This is a genomic window from Tolumonas osonensis, from assembly GCF_014202415.1.
In the GTDB taxonomy this organism is placed as follows: domain Bacteria; phylum Pseudomonadota; class Gammaproteobacteria; order Enterobacterales; family Aeromonadaceae; genus Tolumonas; species Tolumonas osonensis.
This window is the reverse complement of sequence record NZ_JACHGR010000021.1, coordinates 1-4,414: the sequence shown is the minus strand read 5'-3', so window position 1 is coordinate 4,414 and position 4,414 is coordinate 1. Positions and strand designations below refer to the sequence as shown.

The 4,414-nt window shown below is 62.4% G+C and carries 3 protein-coding genes; all 3 read right to left on the bottom strand.

Annotation, left to right across the window (positions count from 1 at the left end):
• Nucleotides 1-2,095: phosphoketolase family protein (locus HNR75_RS15310; protein ID WP_188027816.1), on the bottom strand; the 2,095-nt coding region annotated here is incomplete at its 3' end.
• Nucleotides 2,096-2,133: 38 nt separating this feature from the next.
• Nucleotides 2,134-3,030, bottom strand: coding sequence for a ribose-phosphate pyrophosphokinase (locus tag HNR75_RS15305; protein WP_003050021.1), 897 nt, complete (start codon nucleotides 3,028-3,030; stop codon nucleotides 2,134-2,136).
• A gap of 203 nt (nucleotides 3,031-3,233) precedes the next feature.
• Nucleotides 3,234-4,307, bottom strand: a complete 1,074-nt coding sequence (locus tag HNR75_RS15300; RefSeq protein ID WP_132978739.1) for a lipid A deacylase LpxR family protein — start codon at nucleotides 4,305-4,307, stop codon at nucleotides 3,234-3,236.
• Between the last annotated feature and the right edge of the window lie 107 nt (nucleotides 4,308-4,414).

Here is a 4,414-nt window from a genome sequence, read left to right as displayed (position 1 = left end):
GGTGAGGCGGGAAGAGCGCTTGCAGTGCTTCGTCACCGAGCACGAAGGCGGCCTCAAGGTCGTCTCGTGGAATGCGCAGACGGCCGGGCTCGATCGCCACGGTGACGCACGACGTAAACCCATGGTGCCCCAGGCGGGCGTGGGCTTTGAGCGCTTCCTCCAACTGGTAGGCGCCAATCGCCACGAACTGCAGTTGTGCTGTAGCCGGATCGCCGGCTACATGGGCTGCGCCGTGCTCGATCAGCGATTGAGCGGCGGCGGCATTGAAGTGATTCGGCGTGTCGCGCTTGGAGACCACAACACAAGCCACTTGGCCCCGGCTGGCGTAGACCGCTCGCAGCGCGGCGCACGCCGTGTTGGCATCCACCGGGAACAACACGCGTGCGGTGTCCGACATCTCCCCCAGCAATGCTTCGCCAATGGTCGGGTCCTGGTGTGACTGCTCGTTCTTGCTGTTCTCCCAGGTGTGGGATGTGACGATCAGCGGGACGGAGATCCAGCCTGGCGGCTGGCCCAGCTCCTTCTGCCGACGCGCGAAGATGATCTCCTGGCGCATCAATCCAAGCATCTTGACCGCGAATGCCTCGTAGCTGACGATCAGGTTCAGCCCCCCTTTGTTGGCGAGGGCGGCGGCCGCAACGGCTTCTTCATTGAGTGCGGTGACCACCGAGCCATCCGTCGATTCCGGGGCGCCGGGTTCGGGCACGTTGACGCGGTGCTTGAGCAGCGCTAGCGTGGTCCCCATCTTGTTGCTGGCCAGTTCATCGGGATTGCCGATCCGGATGCGCAACTGTGGATTTGCCTGCACTAGCTCCACGAACCAACGGTCCAGTGCGGACATGGCGCTGCCCGATACCTCAGTTGGCGCCCAGGCCGGCATCGGCAGATGAGGGCTCGCTGGATGGCGTAGGGCCATGGGGTGCTCGCTTTCGCGCGAGCGCTGGCTCTGGCCGTGATTCGCAAGGACGGTGAGCGCGTTTTCCAGTTCGCTCTCGGGCACGAACAGCGCCGCAGCCCCTGCGTTGAAGGCCTCGCGTGCCTGCGCATCCTCGCGCGGATTGCCGTTCAGCGGCAGGTTGTGGGCGGCATTGGTCGCCGCGCCCGGGAAGCCAAAACCTTTCTCCGTCTCGGCGATCACGTAGGGCAGCTTGACCGGATAGCGCCGATCCGAGCGTGCAGCGAAGGCGCTCAGCGTGTCTTCGGCTTCAACAATGGCCCATGCGATCGCCATCGGATCACGTCCATCAACGATGACCGGATCGAAGCCGTTGTGGCGCAGGTCCTCGGCCAGCCAGGTAGCGCCACCTTCCTGCACGATCTGGGTGCGCTGCTCGATGCGCCGTCCGTTGAGAATCATGACCGGGATGGCGAAGCCGCAGTCCTCGGCGCGCCACCAGCGCGGCGCCCAGTCCGAGCCACGTTGTTCCTCGAAAGCGCCATCACTGAGGAATGCCACCAGGCTTTCTCCCGGCAACGGCGTGTGCACATACTGCAGCCCGGCGAACCCCAGATAGCCGCCTTCGGAGATCGCGCCGGCCGTGTTCGGCCCGGCATGGCTACCCAGCGGTACCGCGGGCCGACCCTGCTTATCGATGGCATAGGAGTAGAAGTCCGCGATCAGGAGCGACAGGCCCGCCTCGCTGCGGTCGTAGCGTCCACGCTGGGCGGCGGATACATCGCCGGTCAGTGCGTTCACCGCCTCGATCGCGGCCACGCAGTGCCCCTGCCCCATGAGCCAGCCGCGTGTCGTCCCGGTCAGCGCGTTGGCCAACAGATAACCCACGAAGGCTGGCACCATGTTGAGCGAGCCGCCGGTGTGGCCTTCGGGCGTTTGTTTGAAATCATCGGAGCCCAGTGGGCAGCCGCTTCGGTCGATGCGCCGGGCATAGGTCATATGCGCCACTACGCTCATGGCCGTGCAGGCCACCCGGTCGGCTGCAGCCAGCAGCGCATGGGCCGAGGCTTCGTCTGCTATACGCCTTTGCGCGACCAGACGTTGCACTAGGGCCTGCATACGTTCGATGGTTTCAGACCTGTGCGCGATGGGCCCGTAACCAGCACGCCAATCGGTTGCGAGGTTAGCTTGAGAGGACATTTCAGGTCTCCTTGAAAATAGTTGGATCGATAAAAAGATCAGCCTCGCGGATCGGTTTTCCCGCTAGAGAGAGCGTCGGCAATCAGCGAAGCGAGACCAATCCGGTTGCTCGGATGCGGTACTGCGTCGGTGGACGTAATTCGGGCAAACAACGGTGTCAATTGGGCCCAGGCATCCTCGGCGAACAGGGCATGCACCACTACGCACTCCGGCTTGCGCATTCCTTGCTCGGCGAGCTTGCGCGCCGCGACGGCGAGCGTGCGGCCTGATGATGCGATGTCGTCCACAAGCACCGGCGTTCTGCCGCGCCAGATCGACAGGTCGGGAACATCGATGTCCACGCTGCGATCGCCATGGCGTGTCTTGCGAAGCACAGCGTGCGGTACGCCGATGCGGGACGCGATGGCGCCGGCCCACTGCTCGCTTTCCTCGTCGGGGCCCACGATCAAAGGTTCTTCGACATGATTCGCGATCCAGTCGGCCAGCAGTGGTGCGGCATGCAAGGTGATGGTGGGGATCGTGTAGACCGCTGATAGTGTCGGATAGCGGTGCAGATGCGGATCCACCGTGAGCAGCTTGTCGAAGGTCGATGAGACCAGACGTGCGAAGGACCGCGACGTCACGCTTTCTCCGTCATGGAATCGCTTGTCCTGGCGCATGTAGGCCAGATACGGTGCGATCAGGTTCACCTCTTGCGCGCCAAGTTCGCGCGCCGCGTCAGCGGCAAAAGCCAGAAGCAGGAACTGCGGATCAGGATGGGCCAGCGTGCAAATCACATCCACGATCCGATCGGCAGGTTCGCCATGCAACCGGACATAGCTCTCGCCATCGGGGAATCGGCGCGTTTCGATGCGGCCGGCTTCGCTGCCGCATGCCTGCGCGATGCCGCGGGCCAGATCTTCATTGCCGGGTAGGGCCAAGGTGAGTCGTTGCATCCATTTATCTCCTTATTTGTTGTCCTTGGTCTCTTATCGAGCGCGGGTGCCTTATCGTTCAGCTCGCTGTGTTCACCTTGCCAACTGGCTAATGACGACGGCATTGGCAGTACTGCGTCGACGTGGTAGCTCCACAAGCAACCAGGCTCTTGTCATGAACAGCAACAGAGTGGCTTGCATGGCGTTCAAGGAATCGATCTGCATCAGAATCGCCGTCCTACGGTGATCGTTCCGTAGACCGGGATTTCCTTTTGTCCACGAAATTCGCGGGTGCGGTGGTAGCGGGCTATCGCGATGCGCCAGTTGCCCTGAGTCATCGCGATGCCATAGCCCACATCAGCCACGAATGGCCGTTTATCAACACTATGACTGGACTTGAACGTATTGCCGTCCAACGTGATGTCGTGCAAAACCCAGCGACCGTCGAGTGCCACGAACAGGTGCCCGTTCCAGTTGCTGCCAGCGGTCTTACGCACGGGCGAGGTGTTTTCTCCAGCCGGGCGCAGCGGTGCGGTGCCTAAGTCGTCCGGCAGGCGTAGGCCATAGCGCAGTTCTCCGCCGACATTCGCGTAGGTGGCGAAATTGCCCAAGCTGCCGCCCCAGTGGCGGGTCAGATCCCAACCCCAACCGCTGACGTTTTCTTGCCTGATGACTCGTGTTCGGCGTTCGTGGAGCAACTGCAGCACGGGTTCGTCGCGCAGTTGATGTCTCCAGCCATTGAATCTGTCCACTCCGACGGTGTCATGCCACCAGTTCTGGACTTGCCTGGCCTGGGAGGAGGGCCCCACCACCCCCACGCGGAGTTGCGAAGTGCGCAGCGTATCGCCCCGCCTCGCGTTATAGCCAAGGCTCAACATCAAGGCGCCCGCGAAAGGACGATCATCCTTGATGAGATCGCTGCGCGTTTTGTCGTTCGGGGTGTACATCATCTGCCCGAAGCCGATGGTCATGTTCTGTTCGTCAAAACCCTCGGGTTGCAGCACCGTGAGAAAACGATTCAGCCCACGGACGAGACGGGGTAGGCAAGGGTCATCGCGATAGTCCACAAGGTTGGGGGAGACCCAGCTGACGAGAAACCCGTTGGAGTACCCTTGGTCTTGTCCAATGCCGCCGAACATGTCGTTGTCGATCCGCAGATTGAGCGTTCCCGTTGAGCGCAGCGGGTTGTCCTGGTGGCAGGACTGGGCCTGTGCGGAGGCGCTCAGCAATAGCAGCAGCAAGGGGGCTGCGACTTTCAGCCTCCATTCAGTTTGGTCGGTGGACTGAACCTTCGTCACGCTGGCGTGCCACCCTGCCCAGGGGTTGCAGTCGCAATGACCGATTGGGGCTGGCGCACCAGCATCACCGGAACTGGTGCGATGCGAGCGAGCTGCTCTGCATCGCT